At 63.0% G+C, this 19,205-nt stretch carries 20 protein-coding genes; 10 read left to right on the plus strand and 10 right to left on the minus strand.

All coding sequences use genetic code 11. The features are described from left to right. Positions 1-28: 28 nt before the first annotated feature. Positions 29-1,195 (minus strand): M20 aminoacylase family protein, encoded by a 1,167-nt coding sequence (locus tag A9D60_RS10375; protein ID WP_065267514.1) that lies wholly within the window; start codon positions 1,193-1,195, stop codon positions 29-31. Between the two features lie 63 nt (positions 1,196-1,258). Between A9D60_RS10375 and mazG the strand changes: the two genes are divergently transcribed. Further along, complete coding sequence (mazG, locus tag A9D60_RS10380) at positions 1,259-2,074, plus strand: nucleoside triphosphate pyrophosphohydrolase (protein ID WP_065267515.1); 816 nt, start codon at positions 1,259-1,261, stop codon at positions 2,072-2,074. A 77-nt stretch (positions 2,075-2,151) separates the two neighbouring features. On the opposite strand, the gene A9D60_RS10385 is transcribed toward mazG, so the two are convergent. Next, positions 2,152-2,706: a hypothetical protein gene (locus A9D60_RS10385; RefSeq protein ID WP_039145630.1), complete on the minus strand. Its 555-nt coding sequence runs from the start codon at positions 2,704-2,706 to the stop codon at positions 2,152-2,154. Between the two features lie 267 nt (positions 2,707-2,973). On the opposite strand from A9D60_RS10385, the gene A9D60_RS10390 reads away from it, so the two are divergent. From A9D60_RS10390 to A9D60_RS10400, 3 genes are all read left to right on the plus strand, one after another. Continuing rightward, positions 2,974-3,915: a nucleoside hydrolase gene (locus A9D60_RS10390; RefSeq protein WP_065267516.1), complete on the plus strand. Its 942-nt coding sequence runs from the start codon at positions 2,974-2,976 to the stop codon at positions 3,913-3,915. Continuing rightward, positions 3,912-4,361 (plus strand): GNAT family N-acetyltransferase, encoded by a 450-nt coding sequence (locus tag A9D60_RS10395; protein ID WP_065267517.1) that lies wholly within the window; start codon positions 3,912-3,914, stop codon positions 4,359-4,361. Before A9D60_RS10390 ends, A9D60_RS10395 begins: the two co-directional genes overlap by 4 nt. A 272-nt stretch (positions 4,362-4,633) precedes the next feature. After that, a complete protein-coding gene (locus A9D60_RS10400) occupies positions 4,634-4,909 on the plus strand; it encodes a glycine zipper 2TM domain-containing protein (RefSeq protein WP_065267518.1) in 276 nt (91 codons plus the stop codon). A gap of 348 nt (positions 4,910-5,257) precedes the next feature. On the opposite strand, the gene A9D60_RS10405 is transcribed toward A9D60_RS10400, so the two are convergent. The 4 genes from A9D60_RS10405 to A9D60_RS10420 all read right to left on the minus strand — a co-directional run bounded on the left by A9D60_RS10405 (position 5,258) and on the right by A9D60_RS10420 (position 8,819). Next, positions 5,258-5,710, minus strand: a complete 453-nt coding sequence (locus A9D60_RS10405) for an MEKHLA domain-containing protein (RefSeq protein WP_065267530.1) — start codon at positions 5,708-5,710, stop codon at positions 5,258-5,260. 158 nt (positions 5,711-5,868) lie between these two features. Next, a complete protein-coding gene (gene eno, locus A9D60_RS10410) occupies positions 5,869-7,143 on the minus strand; it encodes a phosphopyruvate hydratase (RefSeq protein WP_065267519.1) in 1,275 nt (424 codons plus the stop codon). A gap of 173 nt (positions 7,144-7,316) precedes the next feature. Next, positions 7,317-8,210 (minus strand): DMT family transporter, encoded by an 894-nt coding sequence (locus A9D60_RS10415; RefSeq protein ID WP_065267531.1) that lies wholly within the window; start codon positions 8,208-8,210, stop codon positions 7,317-7,319. Between the two features lie 195 nt (positions 8,211-8,405). Beyond that, positions 8,406-8,819, minus strand: coding sequence for a Fur family transcriptional regulator (locus tag A9D60_RS10420; RefSeq protein WP_065267520.1), 414 nt, complete (start codon positions 8,817-8,819; stop codon positions 8,406-8,408). Between the two features lie 352 nt (positions 8,820-9,171). Here A9D60_RS10420 and A9D60_RS10425 point away from each other — a divergent pair, with 352 nt between their 5' ends. Continuing rightward, positions 9,172-10,488 carry a DEAD/DEAH box helicase gene (locus tag A9D60_RS10425; RefSeq protein ID WP_065267532.1) on the plus strand — a complete coding sequence of 439 codons (1,317 nt, stop codon included), beginning with the start codon at positions 9,172-9,174 and terminating at the stop codon, positions 10,486-10,488. A gap of 234 nt (positions 10,489-10,722) precedes the next feature. Here A9D60_RS10425 and A9D60_RS10430 read toward each other — a convergent pair whose 3' ends face one another. After that, positions 10,723-11,427, minus strand: a complete 705-nt coding sequence (locus A9D60_RS10430; protein ID WP_065267533.1) for an endonuclease/exonuclease/phosphatase family protein — start codon at positions 11,425-11,427, stop codon at positions 10,723-10,725. 123 nt (positions 11,428-11,550) lie between these two features. Between A9D60_RS10430 and A9D60_RS10435 the strand changes: the two genes are divergently transcribed. Beyond that, positions 11,551-12,429: a DMT family transporter gene (locus tag A9D60_RS10435; RefSeq protein ID WP_065267521.1), complete on the plus strand. Its 879-nt coding sequence runs from the start codon at positions 11,551-11,553 to the stop codon at positions 12,427-12,429. 93 nt (positions 12,430-12,522) lie between these two features. Here the strand turns inward: A9D60_RS10435 and A9D60_RS10440 are convergent, their stop codons facing one another. After that, on the minus strand, positions 12,523-13,941 hold the full coding sequence (locus tag A9D60_RS10440; protein ID WP_065267522.1) for a protein adenylyltransferase SelO: 1,419 nt from the start codon (positions 13,939-13,941) through the stop codon (positions 12,523-12,525). A gap of 57 nt (positions 13,942-13,998) precedes the next feature. On the opposite strand from A9D60_RS10440, the gene A9D60_RS10445 reads away from it, so the two are divergent. Then, positions 13,999-14,418 (plus strand): cupin domain-containing protein, encoded by a 420-nt coding sequence (locus tag A9D60_RS10445; RefSeq protein WP_065267523.1) that lies wholly within the window; start codon positions 13,999-14,001, stop codon positions 14,416-14,418. A gap of 44 nt (positions 14,419-14,462) precedes the next feature. Further along, positions 14,463-15,365, plus strand: coding sequence for a fatty acid desaturase (locus A9D60_RS10450; RefSeq protein ID WP_065267524.1), 903 nt, complete (start codon positions 14,463-14,465; stop codon positions 15,363-15,365). 81 nt (positions 15,366-15,446) lie between these two features. Here the strand turns inward: A9D60_RS10450 and A9D60_RS10455 are convergent, their stop codons facing one another. Further along, positions 15,447-16,556, minus strand: coding sequence for an anhydro-N-acetylmuramic acid kinase (locus A9D60_RS10455; protein ID WP_065267525.1), 1,110 nt, complete (start codon positions 16,554-16,556; stop codon positions 15,447-15,449). Positions 16,557-16,700: 144 nt separating this feature from the next. Here A9D60_RS10455 and tyrS point away from each other — a divergent pair, with 144 nt between their 5' ends. Further along, positions 16,701-17,957 carry a tyrosine--tRNA ligase gene (tyrS, locus tag A9D60_RS10460; protein WP_065267526.1) on the plus strand — a complete coding sequence of 419 codons (1,257 nt, stop codon included), beginning with the start codon at positions 16,701-16,703 and terminating at the stop codon, positions 17,955-17,957. A gap of 172 nt (positions 17,958-18,129) precedes the next feature. Next, positions 18,130-18,903 (plus strand): DNA/RNA non-specific endonuclease, encoded by a 774-nt coding sequence (locus A9D60_RS10465; RefSeq protein ID WP_065267527.1) that lies wholly within the window; start codon positions 18,130-18,132, stop codon positions 18,901-18,903. Between the two features lie 58 nt (positions 18,904-18,961). Here the strand turns inward: A9D60_RS10465 and A9D60_RS26570 are convergent, their stop codons facing one another. Next, positions 18,962-19,099: a hypothetical protein gene (locus tag A9D60_RS26570; RefSeq protein WP_175392939.1), complete on the minus strand. Its 138-nt coding sequence runs from the start codon at positions 19,097-19,099 to the stop codon at positions 18,962-18,964. Positions 19,100-19,205: the final 106 nt, after the last annotated feature.

Genomic DNA, 19,205 nt, shown 5'->3' on the forward strand with positions numbered 1-19,205 from the left:
GGCAGACTGGTGCAGACACGCCGCGCCTCTAGCCGTTCAGCGGCAGCGCCCGCTCTACCAGCCGGGCAAAGAAAGACGCCCCCACCGGTGCAATCGCGTCATTGAAATCATACTTCGGGTGATGCAGCCCGGCGCTGTCACCCTGTCCCAGGAACAGATAGGAGCCGGGCCGCGCCTGCAGCATATAGGCGAAATCCTCTGCCCCCATCTCACGCCCGCCGTCGGCCTCCACATTGGCATCGCCGGAAATCTCCCGCGCGACTTCCACCGCAAAACCGGTTTTTTCCGCGTCATTGAACGTCGCCGGATAGCCGATCTCATAGTCCAGCTCCGCCTCGACCCCGTAACTCGCCGCCTGCCCGGCAACGATTTCCTTCATCCTCCGCATCACCATCTTCTGCACGTCCGGGTTAAACGTGCGCACGGTGCCGTTGATATAGGCGGTGTCCGGGATCACGTTGTCGACGGTGCCTGTGTGGATCTGGGTGACAGAGACCACCAGGTCCTCCAGCGTGTGATGATTGCGGCTGACGATGGTCTGGATCGCCTGCGCCATGCCGCAGGCCGCCATCACCGGGTCGCGGGTCTCATGCGGCATCGCCCCATGGCCGCCCAAGCCCTGGATATGGATGTGGAAGGTATCCACCGCCGCCATCAGCGCGCCCGGCGTGGTCAGGAAATGCCCTTCCGGCAGGCCCGGCGCATTATGCAGCGCATAGATCTCGCCAATATTGAACCGCTCCATGATGCCTTCCTCGACCATGATGCGGGCACCGCCAATCGCCTCTTCCGCAGGCTGAAAGATCAGCGCGACCCGGCCCTGGAAATTCCGTGTTTCCGCCAGGTACTTCGCCGCCCCCAGCAGCATCGCGGTGTGCCCGTCATGGCCGCAGGCATGCATGTTGCCCTTATGGCCCGAGGCGTACTCCACCCCGGTTTCCTCCGGGATCGGCAGAGCGTCCATGTCGGCGCGCAGGCCGATCGTCGGCCCCTCGCCCTGCCCGTTGATGATTGCCACCATGCCGGTCTGCGCGATGCCTTCATGCAGCTCATCCACGCCGAACTCCCGCAGCCGCTCAGCGACAAAGGCGGCCGTCTTGGGCAGGTCCAGCGCCAGTTCCGGGATCCGGTGCAGATGCCGCCGCCAGGCCTTCATCTCCTCGGCATAATCGGCAATACGGTTCACAACGGGCATCGGGGTGGACTCCTGCTCCAGACTCGGGATGATGCATCTGACACCGGAAAAAGAGCAGCCGCAATGCAAGAAACAGACCTGATCCACGACCAAACCGCCGGTATCGAGCGCCTCCTGGAAATCATGGCGCGCCTGCGCGATCCGCAATCCGGCTGCCCCTGGGACATCGAACAGGACTTCGCCACCATCGCCCCCTATACCATTGAAGAGGCGTATGAAGTTGCCGATGCCATTGAGCGTGAGGCCTGGGATGAGTTGAAGGGTGAACTGGGTGATCTGCTGTTCCAGTCCGTCTTCCACGCGCAGATGGCACAGGAAGCCGGGCATTTCACCTTTCAGGACGTGGTGCGGACGATGTCGGACAAGATGGTCTCGCGCCACCCGCATGTGTTCGGCGATGAGAGCCGCGAGAAATCCGCAGAACAGCAGACGCAGGATTGGGAGGCAATTAAGGCGGCAGAACGCGCTGGCAAGGCGCAGAAAGGCACGCTGGATGGCGTCGCCGTCGGCCTGCCTGCCCTCCTGCGTGCCTACAAGCTGCAGAAACGCGCCGCCCGGGTCGGCTTTGACTGGCCGTCGGCTGACAACGTCATCGCCAAGATAACCGAGGAATGCGCCGAATTGGTGGAGGCACGCGACAGCCTCTCCCACGCGGAAGTAGAAGAAGAATTCGGCGACCTGCTGTTTGTGATGGCCAATCTGGGCCGCCACCTGGGGGTTGAACCCGAAGCCGCCCTGCGCGCTGCCAACGCCAAGTTCACCCGCCGTTTCGAGGGCGTCGAGGCCAAGCTCGCCGCCCGCGGCAAACGCCCCGAGGACAGCGATCTGGCAGAAATGGATGCGCTCTGGGACGCGGTAAAGGCCGACGAGCGCGCCTGAACTCGCCCAGATTTTTCATCTTTCCCCAAACACTCGAATCCCGGCGGCAGCGCCGCCGGGTCCCTGGGGCGGCTGGGTCAGACCAGGTTGGCCTTTTTCAAGGACGATGAAATCGCCTTGTAGTCCTCAAGGATCTTTTCCTTCTTCGCCAGTTCTTTCCACAGCTTCTCGGCGGTTTTCTTATCGTCGACGGCGACGTTCACCATCACTTCCTTCAGCTTCTTGACGTCAGTGATACCCAGCAGCTTGGCCGCCTTCTTGGGGTCGCCCATAGCGTTTTCAGCCACGTATTTCTTGTATTCGTCGCCGCCGGTGAACCCCATCACATCCTTGTTCAGCATCTTCACGACCTCTTCCTTGCCGGTCGCGATGATCTTTTTCCAGTCGGCGTGCTTGAAGTCGCCTTTGTCGGCCAGCGCCTTGGCCGCCAGATGGGTCTTGGAGGTGATGTTGACCGGTTCCTTGCCCTTCTTCTGGTCCATGTAGCGGGTCCACAGCGATTCCGCGTTGCCCTTGTTCTGGGTGAACATGAACTCGTTCAGGCAATAGCGCCGCTTGCAGTAATCCATATAAGCGGCGGTCATCTTCTTATCTTTCAGGATATCGCCAACAACTTTGGGCTCTTTGGGCATGTTTTGTTTTCCCCATGCAAATCAATGTGTTTCCGGCCAACCAATGCCGTACCAATAAAGCCCTGAATCCGGGCCAGGAATTTACGGCCTGCGCCTGCGGACCATCCCGTCCGTGACGCCGCGTCATGCAACTATAGAAAGCAAACGCGGGGGCGGCAAACGTCCGTCGCAGAAAATCTCCGGAAATTTGCAAAGGTTGGCACCGCACCGGTTCAATCCCGGAACCGCAGCGCGTAGTCTCACAGCTCACGACCAGCGGAGGCCGCCATGAGCGCCAGAAAAATCATCATCGACACGGATCCCGGCCAGGACGATGCCGTCGCCATCCTGCTGGCGCTGGCCAGCCCGGAAGACCTCGGCCTGCTCGGTATCACCTGCGTGGCTGGCAATGTTCCCCTGTCACTGACCAGCAAGAACGCCCGCATTGTTTGTGAAGCCGCCGCTCGCCCGGATGTGCCGGTTTACGCTGGCAGCGCTGCACCGCTTGCCCGCCCGCTGATCACCGCTGAACATGTGCATGGCCAGACCGGACTCGACGGCCCGGACTTGTGGGAGCCGGCGATGCCTCTGGCCGATGGTCATGGCGTCGATTTCATCATAGAAACCCTGCGCCGCCACGAACCCGGCACCGTCACGCTCTGCACTCTGGGACCGCTGACCAATGTTGCCGCCGCCTTCAACACAGCCCCCGACATCATCGACCGGGTGCAGGAAATCGTGATGATGGGCGGTGCCTATTTCGAGGTCGGCAACATCACACCGGCGGCAGAGTTCAACATCTACGTCGACCCGGAAGCCGCTGAAATCGTATTCAGATCCGGCGCACCGATCACCGTGATGCCGCTGGATGTGACGCATAAGGTGCTGGCCACCGAACCGCGCGTCGAAGCGATCCGTGCCCTCAATACCCGGGTCGGCCATTTCACAGCAGAGATGCTGGATTTCTTCGAGCGCTTCGATGTGGAGAAATACGGCTCCGAAGGCGGTCCGCTGCATGATCCCTGCGTGATCGCCTGGCTTTTGCAGCCGGAACTGTTTTCCGGCCGCCATGTGAACGTCGAAATCGAAACCAAATCGGACCTCACCCTCGGCATGACCGTCGCCGACTGGTGGGGCGTCACAGACCGTGATGCCAACGCGATGTTCATCGGTGATGCCGACGCGAACGGCTTCTTCACCCTTCTGACCGAAAGGCTCGCCCGTCTATGAGCGCCGCCCTGCATCTCGCCAAGCCCGAACATCTGGACACCGTTCTGGCCCTCGTTGCCGCTTTCCATGCCGAATCCGGGCTGGAAAGCAGCGACGAGCACCGCCGCGCTGGCATTGAGCCTTTGCTGAACGGCCACCCTTACGGCGCTGTCTACCTGATCGGCCCCACCCGTGCGCCGATCGGTTATATCGTGATCACCTTCGGCTGGTCGGTTGAGTTCGGCGGCATGGACGGATTTGTTGATGAGCTTTACATCCGCCCCGCCGTGCGCGGCCGCGGCATCGCGACCGAAGTGCTGACCGAATTGCCGAAATCCCTGGCAACTGCTGGCATGCGCGCCCTGCATCTGGAGGTCGACCGGGAAAACGAAACTGCCCAGCGGCTCTACCTGCGCACCCGCTTCCAACCGCGCAAGAACTACATCCTGATGTCCAAGCAGCTCTGACACGCCAGCCCCGCAGGCAGCTTGATGCACAGAACACGGCCCGGAAGCCCCCCAGCTTCCAGGCCTGAAATTGAATTGAAATCCGGCACTTCACGGCGGGCTTTTCCACCCCTCCCCGGCAAAAGCCCGCCGCTGTGCGCCCCCCTCCGGCAGAATTGCGCTGCTGTCGTAACCGCGCGCATTTATACGGAACCATCCTGCAGAGGCCGGCGTTATAGTCCCGTCTGCGGCCCGCAATACGGCCGCCCCGGACCTGAAAATGGAGATACAAAATGACTTTCCGCTGGATCCCTGCACTTGCAAGTTCCGCCGTACTGGGCCTGGGCGCCTGCACCAACATGACCCCGGAACAGCGCACCGTTGCCGGTGTGGCAGGCGGTGCCGCAGCCGGCCTGATTGCCGCCGACGCGCTCAAGGCTGACGACGACTGGCGTCTGATCGCAGCGCTCGGCGGTGCCGCGGCGGGCACGATGGTTGCGCAAAACAACCAGTCCAACAAATGCGCGTATTCCCGCGGCGACGGCACCTATTACACCGCAGCCTGTTAAGAGTTTTTTGATCTGGCGCCCTCCCCCCGGCTAGGGCGCCAGATCTCCGGCTGCAGCCTGCGTTCAAGCCGCAGCCCTGGTATCAGCGTATTTCCCCGCCAAGGTTCAGCCGCTGAACCGGATCATCCGGTGACGCGGCCTGACCGCTGAACGGGTACATCCCCGGTCCGCTGCACCCCAAAAGGGTTGAAAGAACTGCACAGATTGCCACTGTGCGCAACATCCGCATCGTCATGGCCTGTTCCCCTTTCCCGCGGCACCTCTGCACCGCGTAAGAACACGCTAACATGACGCCCGCGTGAGCGTCTGTGATCCGGGCCACATATGCCGTTTCCGGCAGGTATGCTGTCAGATAAACCCATAATCCCGGAAACTTGCCGCCTCTCCCAGCTTCACGCCGTCCGCCCCTAGCAGCGGCCAGATCACTGCTCCCCGGATCTCGAACCGCCGCCCAGAGGCGCTGATCCTGACGCCCGCATAATCCTCGATAAACCCTTTGGCGCGCATCTGCGTAAACATCGCCTCCCGCTGTGCCCGGTGCGCAGGCTCTGCCGTCAACCGTGAGGGCAAAGACGTCAGCTGCTCCCAGCCCATCTCCCACAACACCTGAGCCGCCAGGTTGCCGTAGGTCAGAACCGGATCGGCGGCTGTATTGTGCGACAGTACCGGAAACGGCGCGTGATAGAGCGCCTCCGCATCTCCACCCTCCAAAAGCGTCCGGCCTGTCACCTGCAAATAGGATCGCAGCAGAAGCCCTGCATGGGCGGCTTGAAACCCGTTGTCCGGACTTGGTGCCTGCATCTCAACCGCCTTCAATTAGAGGTTCCGCCGCAGCAATAGACATTCCCCACCTTTTCTTCCAGCCGCTTCGCATAAGTACGCGCTGCCCCGCAAAAAAGCCCCGCCAGTCTGGCGGGGCTTTCACGCAGAATATTCCGAATATCTTCGGACTTGCGGCCTTACTTCAGGATCGAACGGCCTGCGTATTCAGCCACTTCGCCCAGCGCTTCCTCGATGCGGATCAGCTGGTTGTACTTGGCGAGCCGGTCAGAGCGCGCCAGCGAACCGGTCTTGATCTGGCCGCAGTTTGTGGCAACCGCCAGGTCCGCGATGGTGGCGTCTTCGGTTTCGCCGGAGCGGTGCGACATCACGTTGGTGTAGCGGGCGCGGTGGGCCATATCGACGGCTTTGAGGGTCTCGGTCAGGGAGCCGATCTGGTTCACCTTCACCAGCATCGAGTTCGCAACACCGCGCTCGATGCCTTCGGCCAGGCGGGCCGGGTTGGTCACGAACAGATCGTCACCCACCAGCTGCACAGAATTGCCGATCTTGTCGGTCAGCAGCTTCCAGCCGTCCCAGTCGTCCTCGGACATGCCGTCTTCGATGGAGATGATCGGATAGTCTTTAACCAGCGCAGCCAGATAATCGGCATTTTCTTCGCTGGACAGCGATTTGCCCTCGCCGGACAGCACGTATTTGCCGTCCTTGTAATACTCGGTCGCCGCGCAATCGAGCGCCAGGTAGATCTCTTCACCCGGCTTGTAGCCTGCTTTTTCGATCGACTTCAGGATGAAGTCCAGCGCCTCGCGGGAGGAGCCGATGTTGGGGGCAAAGCCGCCCTCGTCGCCGATCCCGGTCGACAGACCCGCTGCCGACAGCTCTTTCTTCAGCGTGTGGAACACTTCGGAGCCCATGCGCACGGCTTCACGGATGTTCTCCGCGGCCACCGGCATGATCATGAATTCCTGGATGTCGATCGGGTTGTCGGCATGCTCGCCGCCGTTGATGATGTTCATCATCGGCACCGGCAGGACGCGCGCCGAGGTGCCGCCGATATAGCGGTAGAGCGGCTGGGTGGTGAAATCGGCCGCTGCCTTGGCCACCGCCATCGACACGCCCAGAATGGCGTTGGCACCCAGGCGGCCTTTGTTCTCTGTGCCGTCCAGCTCGATCATCGCCTGATCAACCGCAACCTGCTCCGTCGCGTCAAAGCCCACCAGCTCTTCGGCAATCTCGCCATTCACCGCGGCGACTGCTTCCAGCACACCTTTGCCCATGTAACGGGACTTATCGCCGTCGCGCTTCTCCACCGCCTCATAGGCGCCGGTCGAGGCGCCCGAGGGCACGGCTGCGCGGCCCATGGTGCCGTCTTCCAGGATCACGTCGACCTCAACCGTCGGGTTGCCCCGGCTGTCGAGGATCTCACGGGCGTGAATGTCGATAATGGTGCTCATCTGTCCATCCTTGGTTTGGCCTGAAAGCGGCGCGTTTTGCTGCCAGCGTCATACCAGCCGCTGCAGGAAAGTAAACCGGGATCGTTATCGCTAACACACATAAAAGCGGCAGGTTAGGGCTAACAAGGCGCTGTTTGCGCCAACAAGGCAGAGGAATTATGCCAGCCGGGACGTCAGGCCGCAGCTGCCGCTTCCCTGCGCGCCCGCCGCGCCAGCCTCTGCTCACGCACAAAAGTGTAAAGACCGGATCCGATGATCAGCGCAGCCCCCGTCAGCGTCAGCGCATCGGGCCGCTCACCAAAGACCAGCACGCCCGCCAGGATCGAGAACAGCAGCCGGGTATAGCGGAACGGAGTCACCGCCGAGGCATCCCCCACCCGCATCGCAGTGACGATACCGTAATAGCCCAGCACCCCGAACAGCACCCCACCTGCCATCATCAGGTATTCATTCTGCTCCATCACCTGCGCCTCGCCGGGGGTAAAGGCCAGCAGCAGCAGCCCGGCAGGAATGACCGAAAGGAACGCCTGAAAGCTGACAACGGTGGAGGGCACCGCGCTGTCCATCACCCGTGTCATCAGATCCCGCGTGGCAACGCCCAGCACCGCGATCACGACCAGCAATGCCGCAGGCTCGAAACTGTCCAGACCCGGCCGGATGATCAGCAGCACCCCGGCGAAGCCCACACAGATCGCCAGCCAGCGCCGCCAGCCGACCTGCTCGCCCAGAAACAGCGCGGCCCCCATGGTGATCACCAGAGGCGTCGCCTGAAACACCGCAGCCACAACCGAAATATCGACCAGCGCCAGCGCCGAGGCAAAGCCCATCGCCGACACCGCCTCTGTCCCCGCGCGCAAAACGGGCCGCAACCGCCAGGACCGCGGTGCAAACAGATTGTGCCCCTGCATTTTTGCCATCACTGCAAAGACCAGCCCGCTGCCAATACCCAGGCAAATCAGGATCTGCCCGACAGGCAAGGTGCCGGACAGCTGCTTGATGAACATGTCTTCAAGCGTAAAGGCCGCCATCGAGGCGATGACCAGCAGAATGCCGTGCAGGTTATTCATTTTCGCGCGTCCTTTAATGCGGACCGGCAGCACACCGGACCATCCGGGCAAATGACATCAGCACACGGTCCCGGACAACTCCGTTTCCGACCCCGCGCCATGACAAGACGTGAGCACACACATCAATTTTTGTGATAATCCGAACACCAGCCGCCTTCACAAACGGGCCAAACGCCGGAAACACCCCCCGCTGGCCTACTCCGCCTTGCGCGGCACCCCGTAGAGCTCCAGCCGGTGCCCGCGCAGCTCATAGCCCAGTTTGCGGGCGATCCGCTCCTGCAGCTCCTCGATTTCCGGGTCGCAGAACTCGATCACCTCGCCGGTGTTCATATCGATCAGATGGTCATGATGCTCGCGCTCGGCATCCTCGTAGCGCGCGCGCCCGTCGCCGAACTCCAGCCGCTCCAGGATGCCCGCCTCCTCGAACAGCTTCACGGTGCGGTAGACGGTGGCAATCGAAATCCCGGCATCCTTCGCACTGGCGCGGGCATAAAGCTCCTCGACGTCCGGATGATCATCGCTGTCCTGCAGCACCTGGGCAATCACCCGGCGCTGGCCGGTCATGCGCAGCCCCTTGGCCTCGCAGCGGGCGATAATCGTCTTTCGCATCTCTTCCTCGCGGTTTTCTGGCCTTCCTCTTTAACGGATGCATTCTGCGGCGAAAACAGGCTTTTCACCCGTATCAAAGGTTGACAAACAGCTTATCCACAGCCATTTGGCGCTCAGGCATCCCTCCCTGCCGCGTGAGCAGAGGCCATAGACCGGACGCGCAGTCTGCGCATGACCAATGATCCGGGGTCTAGTGATATGCCGCCATTCCCAAGATCACGCGTGGGGATTGCAGAGGCCAGCGGCCTGGCATCCGGCCAGCGCCCGTGTGAGGTCCCTGCCCCACCCCATCCGCGGCTCTGATCCGCGGCACCGGCCTGTGCACATTGCCTGGCCGCACAAGGATATGAATGTGACTGAATTTTCGACCATGGGGCTGCCCGAGAAGCTCCTTGCACGCCTCAAGGACATGGGTCTCAACGACCCCACCCCGATCCAGGCCCGCGCCATTCCCCATGCCCTGAACGGCAAGGACGTGCTGGGCCTAGCCCAGACCGGCACCGGCAAAACCGCCGCCTTTGGCGTGCCGCTGGTGGCACGGATGCTGGAATACGGCCGCAAGCCCGCCGCAATGACCGTGCGCGGCCTGGTGCTGGCGCCGACCCGCGAACTCGCCAACCAGATCGCCGACACCCTCAAGGGCCTGACCGAAGGCACCCCGATGAAGGTCGGCTTGGTGGTGGGCGGCGTCTCCATCAACCCGCAGATCGCCCGCATCGCCAAAGGCACCGACATCCTGGTCGCCACCCCCGGCCGCCTGATCGACATCCTCGACCGCGGCGCGCTGGACCTCGGCTCCTGCGACTTCCTGGTGCTGGACGAGGCCGACCAGATGCTGGATCTGGGCTTCATCCATACCCTGCGCAAGATCGCTGCTCTGATCCCCGCGGAACGCCAGACCATGCTGTTCTCGGCCACCATGCCCAAGCAGATGAACGAGATCGCCAACTCCTACCTGCAAAGCCCGGTCCGGATTGAGGTCTCCCCCCCGGGCAAGGCCGCAGACAAGATCACCCAGTCGGTGCATTTCATTGCCAAGGCCGCCAAGCTGGACCTGCTGAAGGAACTGCTGAACGAGCACAAGGACGAGCGCACCCTGGTCTTCGGGCGCACCAAATGGGGCATGGAAAAGCTGATGAAGACGCTGGACAAGGCGGGTTTTGCCGCGGCGTCCATCCATGGCAACAAATCCCAGGGCCAGCGCGAACGCGCCCTGGCGGCCTTCAAGGCGGGCGAGATCAAGGTGCTGGTTGCTACCGATGTGGCGGCCCGCGGCCTCGACATTCCGGATGTGAAATACGTCTACAACTATGAACTGCCCAACGTGCCGGACGCTTATGTGCACCGCATCGGCCGCACCGCGCGGGCGGGCAAGGACGGCCAGGCAATCGCGCTCTGCGCTCCGGATGAGATGGAAGAGCTGAAGGCAATCCAGAAGGTGATGAAGATCACCATCCCCACCGCCTCCGGCCGCGCCTGGGAAGCGATGCCCGACCCGGCAGCCCCCGCAGGCAAACCGGGCGGCCGTCCCGGCGGACGCCGTGGCGGCGGCAAGCCCGGCGGCCAGCGCCGCCGTGGCGGCAGCGGCGGCGGCAACAGCCAGGGCAAACCCCAGGGCGGCAAACCCGGCAACGCCCAGCGCCGCGGCCAGAAACAGCGCGCGCGCTAAGCCTTCCCCGCCAGCGCCGCGTCAAGGGTCCCTCAGGGACCGCGCGGCAAGCGCGGCTTGCCCTTGACGCGGCGCTGGCGGAACACACACTTGAAACGGCGCTTATGGGCACACCTGCCCGTAAGCGCCTCTCAGCAGAAAATATTCCGCGCTGCGCAGCAGCGCCCGGCCCAAGCCTGACGGCAAATTGCCCAGGCAATTTTCCTGGAAAGTCGCGGGAGCTCCCTCGTTTCGCTAGACCGCCCGCAGATCCGCCCAGACCGGCAGATGGTCAGAGGCGATATGCGCCGGCCGCTTGCCATGCACCCCATGCGCCACCGCCGTCAGCCGCTTGCAATGGGCAATCCGGTCCAGCGCCCCGAGCGGCCTCACAGCCGGAAAGCTGGCCCGCGGCGGCAGGAACTTCAGCGCCGGGGCGATATGCTCCAGCACGGCCCCGCGCGACCATTCGTTGAAATCTCCCGCCAGAACTACTGCGGCGTCATCGCGTTTCGCAGCCCGCGCCAGCGCATGCATCTGTTCGCGCCGCGCCCGGCCTGTCAGCCCCAGGTGCGCGCCGATCACCCGCACCGGGCCCAGTTCTGTTTCCAGTTCCACCCAGACCGCCCCGCGCGGCTCCAGCCCGGGCAGGGCGATATGCCCCTTGCTCCGCAACCGCACCCCGTTCCGGTACAGAACGGCGTTACCATGCCAGCCCAGCGATCCGGCACCGCCCAGATCCGCTGCCTGCCAGCCGGTTTCCTCCACCAGGAAATGCGGCAGCGCAGCCGGGCGCGGCGGCAAGCGCTTATCCGCCTCCTGCAGCACCGCTACATCCGCCTTGATCCCGTCCAGCACCTGCAGAATACGCTCCGGCCGCCGCCGCAGGTCCAGACCGATGCACTTCTGAATGTTGTATGTGGCAATCCGCAGCGTATCGGGCCGCCTTGTTTCCGGCATCCGCACCCCCATTCCATGTGCCGATCTTGCGCAAAACCAGCGTCGCCGTACAGCCCCGATCCTTCCGCCAGCGTCGCCGGGTTCCGCTTGACTTGACGCCTCTGCCCGCCTCCAGTGGCCGCCATGACGGAAAAACGCCCCATCGACACCTCCGGCGCTGCCCTGCTGACCGGTTTTGCCCTGCTCCTCGCCTTCAACCAGGTGGTGATCAAGGTGACCGGCGGCGGCTTTGGCCCGGTATTTCAGGCCGGGCTTCGCTCCGCCATCGGCCTCCTGGTGCTGGCGGCCTGGATCATCCTCCGCCGCCCTCGATTGGGTCCGCTGCCCCGCGGAGCCGCGCTCTGGGGTATAGTTGCGGGCCTCCTGTTCTGCTTTGAGTTCATCTGCCTGTTCATAGCACTGGATGTAACATCGGTCTCGCGCGCCTCGATCATCTTCTACTCCATGCCGGTCTGGCTGGCGCTGGCCGCGCACCTTTTGCTGCCCGGCGAACAGCTCACCCGTGTGCGCAGCCTGGGCCTCATGCTGGCCATGGGCGGGGTGGCGCTGGCGGTTCTGGACCGCGGCGGCGGCACCGCCAGCCTGGCAGGCGATCTGCTGGCGCTTGGCGCCACCTTCGGCTGGGCCGGCATCGCGCTGTGCCTGCGCATCACGCCGCTGGCGGCAGTGCCGCCGGTCACCCAGCTGGTGTTCCAACTGGCGGTCTCGGCCGTGCTGCTGACCGCAGCCGCGCCGCTGTTCGGCCCGCTGATCCGTGGCATCGAAGCTCTGCACCTCTGGGGTCTGGCCTTCCAGGGGATCTGCATCGCCAGCCTCGGGTACCTCTTGTGGTTCCAGCTGATCAAGATCTACCGTGCCAGTTCGGTGGCGTCGTTCAGCTTTCTGTCGCCGGTGCTGGCCGTGCTGATGGGCTGGGTGCTGCTGGATGAGGTGATCGGGCTGCAGGTCTGGGCCGCCCTGGCGCTGGTTGCCGCCGGAGTGTTCCTGATCAACCGGAAATGACAGGCCATGCCCAAACCGCGGGGCTGCCTGCCCCATCTTGAGAATTTGGCTCACTTCACCCCAGGGGATATTTTCAGCCGGATCAACAAGGGATCAGGTGCCGCAGAAAGTCGCCTGCACCACTTCCTCCGGCAGCGGCGGGCGCTGCAGGTTCGTATGTTCCGGCTGATCCTCGTAAGGTTTGGCCAGCACTTTGTTCAGTTGGTGGAACAGCGCGTAGTCCCCGGCCACCGCACCGGCGATCATTTCCTCTATCCGGTGGTTGCGCGGGATGAAGGCCGGGTTGGCCGAACGCATGACTGCCTGCGGGTCCGGTTCCCCTTCCAGCCGCGCCTGCCAGTCCGGCTCCCAGGCATCAAAGGCCGCCGGATCAGTGAACTGATCCCGCGCCGTGCCTTCACTCAGGGCACGGAAGGTATTGGTGAAGTCGCTCTGGTTCTCTGCCATCCGCCCCAGCAGGGAAGTAACCAGCTCCAGATCGCTCTCCTGTTCTGAAGTGATCCCCAGTTTGGCGCGGAACCGCCGCAGCCAGGCCGCTTCGGTCAGCGCGGGCATCGCGTGCACGATCTCGGTTGCCTGCTCGACACCTGCCTGCGGGTCGTCCATCTGCTGTATCAGCGCGGTCGCCAGCTGCGCCAGGTTCCAGACCGCAATCGTGGGCTGGTTGGCATACGCATAGCGCCGCCCCCGGTCGATTGAGGAAAACACCGTGTGCGGGTGGTAGACATCCATAAAGGCGCAAGGCCCATAGTCGATGGTCTCACCCGAGATCGCGCAATTGTCGGTGTTCATCACCCCATGGATAAAGCCCACGGACATCCAGGCGGCAATCAGCTCGGCCTGCGCATCACGCACCTCGCTGAGCAGCCCCATCGGGCCATCAGCCTCCGGGTAATGGCGCTCGATGGCATAGTCCGTCAGCTGCCTGAGGCTCGCCTTGTCGCCGCGCGCGGCAAACACCTGAAAGGTACCCACCCGCAGATGGCTCGCCGCCACCCGAGTCAGCACCGCTCCAGGCAGGCCGCCCTCGCGCCAGACAGTCTCGCCGGTCTCCACCGCTGCCAGCGCCCGGGTGGTCGGGATGCCCAAGCTGTGCATCGCCTCGCTCACCACATATTCCCGCAGCACCGGCCCTAGCCAGGCCCGGCCGTCGCCGTTTCGCGAATAGGGCGTCCGTCCCGAGCCTTTCAGTTGAATGTCCCGGCGCTTGCCGTCCGTCCCCACCACTTCTCCCAGCAGGATCGCACGCCCGTCGCCCAGTTGAGGGTTATAGGTGCCGAACTGATGCCCGGAATAGAGCTGCGCCAGCGGATCCGCGCCTTCAGGCACCTGATTTCCGCTGAACACCGCGGCCATCTCCTCCGCCTCACCGGGTGCTACGCCCATGATCCGCGCCAGGTCCTCGTTGAACGCCGCCAGCCGCGGCGCCTTCACCGGCTGCGGCGGCAGTTTGGAGTAGAACTGCCCCGGCAGGGCAGCATAGGTGTTGTCAAAGGGGATCGTGAGTGTCATGGCCCAAACATATGACTGGAATAGAGATTTACCAGCACCAAAGCGGAGGGAGCAGCAATGGACGCGGACCGGATCATCAAACACCTGGGCCTGCAGCAGCACCCGGAGGGTGGCTGGTACAAGGAAACCTGGCGCGCGGAAAATGAAGGCCGCCCCACAGGCACCTGTATTTACTTCCTTTTGAGGGCGGGCGAGGCCAGCCACTGGCACCGGGTGGATGCCGCCGAGATCTGGCTCTACCACGCCGGCGCGCCGCTGGAGCTGTCGATGGCGGCCACCGATGAAGGCCCGGCGCAGGACCATCTGCTGACCCCGGACCTGGCCAAGGGCGCACCGCAGCTGATCGTGCCCACGGGCCACTGGCAGGCCGCCCGCACTACCGGCGCGTTCACACTGGTCAGCTGCACCGTTTCGCCGGGATTCGAGTTCGAAGGATTTGAACTGGCCGCGCCCGGATTCGACATCCCGCGCGGCTGACCTGCCCCTTGCGGCGAATCGCCGGGCTGGACAAGACTGTCCATATGTCTGCAGAACCGGATCACACAACACTCATCAAGTCGCTGCCGCCACAGACCAAGGCCGCCCTGACCGCCCGTTCCGACGCGGCAGGACTGCGGCATCTGGCGCTGTATCTAACAGCTCTCGGCGTTTGCGCGGCAGGCATTGCGTTGCAAGTGCCCCTCTGGCCGCTTCTGATGCTGCCGCAAGGCATTTTGCTGGTGTTCCTGTTCACCCTCAGCCATGAATGCACTCACCAAACACCGTTCCGCAGCAAGCGGCTGAATGAGGCCCTGGGCCATTTCTGCGCCCTCGCCATCGCTCTGCCTTTCACCTGGTTCCGCTATTTCCACCTGGCGCATCACAAATACACCAACGATCCCCAGCGCGACCCGGAACTGGAACACGGAGGCCGGCCGGAGACCTACGCCCAATGGCTGACATACCTCAGCGGCTGGGGCTACTGGCGCGGCATGGCGGCAACCCTCTGGCGCAACGCTTTCGGCACCATCAGCGCACCCTACCTGCCTGAACGACGCCACGCAGACATGCGGCTGGAGGCCCGGCTGCTACTGGTGATCTACGCCGCCGCGCTGCTGAGCCTGCTGGTCTCTCCGATGGTGCTGTGGCTGTGGATTGTGCCGCTGCTGATCGGCCAGCCTGCCTTACGCGCCTACCTTCTGGCAGAGCACGGCCTGTGCCCCCCGGTGGCCAACATGCTGGAAAACTCCCGCACCACCTTCACCAACCGGCTGGTGCGCTTTGTTGCCTGGAACATGCCCTATCATGCAGAGCATCATTCCTTCCCGAATGTGCCATTCCACCAGCTGCCCGCGTTCCACGCGATCACACAAGCGCATTTGAAATCGACGTCGAACGGGTATGGAGAGTTTACCGCGGACTACATCCGTCAGCTTTCCCGTTGACCCGCCGCCAAAGGCCGCACAAATTTCTTCGAAGAAATTTGGCAAGAAACTTCGAAGTTTCTTGCCGGTCCAGTCACAACGTCACACCCCGGGCACGCTGACCACCCCGCCGCCCACACAGGCCCTGACGCCGGTGGTCCCGGGCGCCGAAGTCGGCAGGCCCCGCGCCACCCGCACCGCCAGATGGGCAAAGGCCTGCGCCTCCAGCATGTCGCCGTCCAGACCAGCATCCTCCACCGGTTTCACCGGGCAGTCGAGCGACACCCGCAGCATTTCCATCAGCACCGGATTGTGCCGCCCGCCGCCGGTGACCAGAACCACTTCCGGCGGCTCCGGGCAATGCTCCATGCCCTGCGCCACGGCAGCGGCGCACATGGCAATCAGGGTAGCTGCCGCGTCCGCATCATTCAGCTCGTTCACCAGCCCGACCATCTCGGCAAAATCGTTCCGGTCCAGCGACTTGGGCGGCATTCTTGCAAAATAGGGCTCAGCCAGGAACAGCTCCAGCGCGCCGGTTTCCACGGTGCCGGCGCGCGCCACCTTGCCACCCGCATCCCAGGGGATGCCCAGCCGCTCCTGCACCAGATCATTGACCGGCGCATTGGCCGGGCCGGTGTCGAATGCCAGCAGCGCGCCCGGCTGCTCGGGCCTGTCAAACCGCGGGTCCACATAAGTCAGGTTGCCAACCCCGCCCAGGTTCAGAAAACACAGCGGTTTCTCAGCACCAATGTATTTCGCACAGGCAAAGTGAAAAAACGGCGCCAGCGGCGCGCCCTCGCCCCCCATCGACACATCGTCTGTGCGGAAATCCCAGACCACCGGCTTGCCCAGGTGCTCGGCCAGCGCCGCGCCGTCACCCACCTGCAGCGTGCCCTGCAGCCGCGGCGCATGCGCCAGGGTCTGGCCGTGAAACCCGATGATCTCCACGTCCTCGAACGCCGCCAGCGCAGCCGCATGGGCCGCATCGCAGACTGCTGCCGCAGCGTCCACTTCCAGCCCCGCCCATTTGCCCAGCCCCGCCCGCAGCACGCGCCGCTCCTCAGCCGAGTACTCGCGGTAACTGCTGTCGCCAAACCCGTGAATGCGCGCGCCGTCGGTCACCACCACCGCCGCATCCACCCCGTCCAGCGAGGTGCCGCTCATCGCGCCCAGCGCCCTGACCGCACCCGTTTTTGCAATGGCCCTGCTCATGGCCTGCCCCCATCCTTCTGGATCCGGGCCGTACCGCCCGTTGCAGGGGATACTACAGCGCATATTTTGCCGGGAAAACAGGTTCCAACCGGCGGCAATGCGATTTATAGGGCAAGATGCACAACTCATAGACCGAGGCATGTTATGACCTACACACCGAAATCGGATTTCGTCGCAGTCATGATGGAACGCGGGTTCCTCGCGGACTGCACCGATTATCAGGGCCTGGACGACGCCCTGCTGCAAGGTGTGCGCCCGGCCTATATCGGCTTTGACGCAACAGCCAAGTCGCTGCACGTCGGCTCGCTCATACAGATCATGATGCTGCGCTGGTTCCAGAAAACCGGCCATCAGCCGATCACCCTGATGGGCGGCGGCACCACCAAGGTGGGCGACCCCTCCTTCCGCGCCGATGAGCGCCCGCTGCTGACCGAGGCGCAGATCGACGACAACATTGCGGGCATCAAGAAGGTGTTCTCCGCCTACATCGACTATGAAACCGACGCGCCGAACAAGGCGCTGATGCTGAACAACGCCGAATGGCTGGACGGGCTGAACTACCTGGAATTCCTGCGCGACATCGGCCGCCATTTCTCGGTGAACCGGATGCTGTCGTTCGAAAGCGTCAAGTCCCGCCTCGACCGCGAGCAGTCGCTCAGCTTCCTCGAATTCAACTACATGATCCTGCAAGCCTATGACTTCATGGAGCTGAACAACCGCTACGGCTGCATCCTGCAGATGGGCGGCTCGGACCAGTGGGGCAATATCGTCAACGGCATCGACCTCACCCGCCGCACCATCGAACATGAGGTCTATGGCCTCACCTCGCCGCTCTTGACCACCTCCGACGGCAAGAAGATGGGCAAGACCGCCGAAGGCGCGATCTGGCTCAACGCCGACATGCGGTCGCCTTATGAGTTCTGGCAGTTCTGGCGCAACACCACCGACGCCGACGTGGGCCGGTTCCTGAAGCTCTACACGGAGCTGCCGGTGGAGGAATGCGAACGCCTGGGCGCGCTGGCCGGCTCTGAGGTCAACGCCGCCAAGGTGATCCTCGCCAATGAGGTGACCACCCTCTGCCACGGAGCCGAAGCGGCCGCCGCAGCCGAAGCCACCGCGCGCGAAGTGTTCGAAAAGGGCGGTGTGGGCGACGACCTGCCCACCCTCTCGCTCACGCCTGCCGATCTGGGCGACGGCATCTCGATTGTGCAGCTGATCGTGAAATCCGGCCTCGCCAAATCCGGCAAGGACGCCAAACGGCTGATCTCCGAAAACGGTGCGCGGATCGACGATCAGCCGCTGACCGACGCAGGCTTGATGATCGACGCAGGCGCGCTGTCCTCGCCAATCAAGCTGAGCGCCGGCAAGAAACGCCACGCGCTGGTCAAGCTGGACGGCTGATCCATCTGGATATGAGAAGGAAAAGGGAGCCCTTGCGCTCCCTTTTTTTTGCTTCTGCCCCATCAAATGGCAGGTTTTCGCGCCTGGGCTGACGCAGCACAGCTGCAAGTGCCCAGCGCTTGCCGATTGCGCAACCTGAGCTAGAAACTCTAGCAAACTCAGGAATAGCGGGATGGAAAAGTTCAAATCAGAACGGAGAAGCGCAGTCACCTTCGAAGGAAAGCGCTTCAGCGCCGGAGCGCATAAAGTCTCCTGCACGCTGACCACCAGCAGCCTGACCGCAGCCGGAAGCAAACCCAAATCTTCGGCCTGCCAAATCGTCGACCGATGGAACACGGAATGGGATGTCAAAGATCTCTTTGACATCAACGATATCAAGAAGGCGCTCAGCAGTAAGACAACGCTGAAAAAGATCGCGTCGGAAAGCGACGCCCAAAAGATCCTCGAACTTCTCGGCTTGTACGAAATCGCCATGCTGACCGACTACAACGAGCTGCAAGCCGTCAGCTACATCAAGGGGCATCTGCTGAACGAAAACCTCGGCGGGCCGGGCAGTGACGACAATCTCACGCCAATGACCAAAAGCGCCAACTCCACCTACTATCACAAATTCGAAAAGGGCCTAATCCTAGCCTTAAAGGCAGCCAAGCTGGCAGAAGCCAAGTCTAAATACACTGTACGCGTTGCCTTCAGTGCAGAATGCTCCGGAGCCCTGAAACCCTGGTGGGGCGATCCGACCCGTGAAACGGCAAACATGCTCAAGCGGCTGCCGCGCAAGGTCACAGCAAGTTACAAGCTAAAGGGATATTATCCAAAGGCAAAACCCGGCCCCCGCGGGCTGGCCTTCAAGGCCCTTCCTCCAAGCGAGCAGAAGATATTCTCCAAAGCCAATGGGTTATTCGGAACCGGGGCCAAGTCCTTTACGCTGGATCTGTTCGAACATTAACAGCTGCACCGGGACACCGCTGCCGGCATCCGCATAATCGACCGCTAGGGTCCTGACCCTAGAAAAACAACGCTTCCACCAGCGTCAGCACCAGAAACACCGGAACCGACAGCCCGATGGCAATCAGCAGTGCCGCTGCCTTGGTCATCCGCGGGGCCGCTGCCGCCTGCCCCATGATCTGTTTTGCTTTCCTCATGCGGGAAATTAACCATGATTTAGGTTTCCAGCGCGTTAATGGAGCCATGTTCGACAGCGCCCCCGACCCCGACCTGCCCGCAGGCCATCAGCGCGCGGGCGAACTC

This window comes from Leisingera sp. JC1, assembly GCF_001679925.1.
In the GTDB taxonomy this organism is placed as follows: domain Bacteria; phylum Pseudomonadota; class Alphaproteobacteria; order Rhodobacterales; family Rhodobacteraceae; genus Leisingera.

Bases quoted from the DNA above. Each gene is read 5' to 3' on its own strand.
- A9D60_RS10455 (WP_065267525.1), bottom strand. From the start codon at position 16,556: ATGAGCAGGGCCATTGCAAAAACGGGTGCGGTCAGGGCGCTGGGCGCG.
- A9D60_RS10415 (WP_065267531.1), bottom strand. From the start codon at position 8,210: ATGAATAACCTGCACGGCATTCTGCTGGTCATCGCCTCGATGGCGGCC.
- A9D60_RS26570 (WP_175392939.1), bottom strand. From the start codon at position 19,099: ATGAGGAAAGCAAAACAGATCATGGGGCAGGCGGCAGCGGCCCCGCGG.
- A9D60_RS10390 (WP_065267516.1), top strand. From the start codon at position 2,974: ATGAGCGCCAGAAAAATCATCATCGACACGGATCCCGGCCAGGACGAT.
- A9D60_RS10405 (WP_065267530.1), bottom strand. From the start codon at position 5,710: ATGCAGGCACCAAGTCCGGACAACGGGTTTCAAGCCGCCCATGCAGGG.
- A9D60_RS10420 (WP_065267520.1), bottom strand. From the start codon at position 8,819: ATGCGAAAGACGATTATCGCCCGCTGCGAGGCCAAGGGGCTGCGCATG.
- tyrS (WP_065267526.1), top strand. From the start codon at position 16,701: ATGACCTACACACCGAAATCGGATTTCGTCGCAGTCATGATGGAACGC.
- A9D60_RS10450 (WP_065267524.1), top strand. From the start codon at position 14,463: ATGTCTGCAGAACCGGATCACACAACACTCATCAAGTCGCTGCCGCCA.
- A9D60_RS10440 (WP_065267522.1), bottom strand. From the start codon at position 13,941: ATGACACTCACGATCCCCTTTGACAACACCTATGCTGCCCTGCCGGGG.
- mazG (WP_065267515.1), top strand. From the start codon at position 1,259: ATGCAAGAAACAGACCTGATCCACGACCAAACCGCCGGTATCGAGCGC.
- A9D60_RS10400 (WP_065267518.1), top strand. From the start codon at position 4,634: ATGACTTTCCGCTGGATCCCTGCACTTGCAAGTTCCGCCGTACTGGGC.
- A9D60_RS10435 (WP_065267521.1), top strand. From the start codon at position 11,551: ATGACGGAAAAACGCCCCATCGACACCTCCGGCGCTGCCCTGCTGACC.
- A9D60_RS10395 (WP_065267517.1), top strand. From the start codon at position 3,912: ATGAGCGCCGCCCTGCATCTCGCCAAGCCCGAACATCTGGACACCGTT.
- A9D60_RS10385 (WP_039145630.1), bottom strand. From the start codon at position 2,706: ATGCCCAAAGAGCCCAAAGTTGTTGGCGATATCCTGAAAGATAAGAAG.
- A9D60_RS10465 (WP_065267527.1), top strand. From the start codon at position 18,130: ATGGAAAAGTTCAAATCAGAACGGAGAAGCGCAGTCACCTTCGAAGGA.
- A9D60_RS10445 (WP_065267523.1), top strand. From the start codon at position 13,999: ATGGACGCGGACCGGATCATCAAACACCTGGGCCTGCAGCAGCACCCG.
- eno (WP_065267519.1), bottom strand. From the start codon at position 7,143: ATGAGCACCATTATCGACATTCACGCCCGTGAGATCCTCGACAGCCGG.
- A9D60_RS10375 (WP_065267514.1), bottom strand. From the start codon at position 1,195: ATGCCCGTTGTGAACCGTATTGCCGATTATGCCGAGGAGATGAAGGCC.
- A9D60_RS10430 (WP_065267533.1), bottom strand. From the start codon at position 11,427: ATGCCGGAAACAAGGCGGCCCGATACGCTGCGGATTGCCACATACAAC.